This is a genomic window from Mycobacterium sp. E3198 (genome assembly GCF_001667015.1).
Taxonomy (GTDB): domain Bacteria; phylum Actinomycetota; class Actinomycetes; order Mycobacteriales; family Mycobacteriaceae; genus Mycobacterium.
In genome coordinates, this window is record NZ_LZIS01000223.1 from 1 (window position 1) to 696 (window position 696).

The 696-nt window shown below is 63.9% G+C and carries 1 protein-coding gene; it reads right to left on the reverse strand.

Annotation, left to right across the window (positions count from 1 at the left end):
* The coding region (locus A5673_RS23255; RefSeq protein ID WP_231971436.1) for a class I SAM-dependent methyltransferase at window positions 1-677 on the reverse strand (677 nt) is incomplete at its 3' end.
* Window positions 678-696: the final 19 nt, after the last annotated feature.

Sequence of the window (696 nt, forward strand, 5' to 3'; positions counted from 1 at the left end):
GCCCACGTTTCGAGGGTCGTCGCGTAGTGCAGCCGCAGCGACTGGGTGCGCGTGATCTTGAAGCCGACCTCCTCCGCGTGCTCCTCGACCGACGGGATCGTCGGTAGCCAGCCGCCCGGGAAGATCTCGGCCAGGATGAACTGGGTGAAGTGGACCACTTCGTGGGTGAGCGGATTGCCCTGCGCCCTGGCCTCTTTGAACGTGGGACGCGTGATGGTGTGCAGCATCATGACGCCCTCGGCCGGCAGCACCCGGTAGGCCATCTTGAAGAAGTGGCCCCAGCGCTGGCGGCCGAAGTGCTCGAAGGCGCCGATGGTGACAATCCGATCGACCTCGTCGTCGAACTCCTCCCAGCCCTGCAGCCGGACCTCGACGGTGCGCTCGGTGGGGATAGCGGCCAGCCTCGCCTTGCTGTACTCGAATTGGTTGCGGCTGAGCGTGATTCCGATGACGTTGACATCGAACTTCTCGATCGCCCGTTGCAGCGCTCCGCCCCAGCCGCAGCCGATGTCGAGCAGCGTCATCCCGGGCTCGAGGTTCAGCTTGCCCAGCGCCAGGTCGAACTTGGCGTTCTGCGCCTCCTCGAGGGTCATATCGTCGCGCTCGAAATACGCGCAGGTGTACCCCATCGTCGGGTCTAGGAAGAGCGCGAAGAACTCGTCTGAAACGTCATAGATCGATTGCGACTCTTCGCCT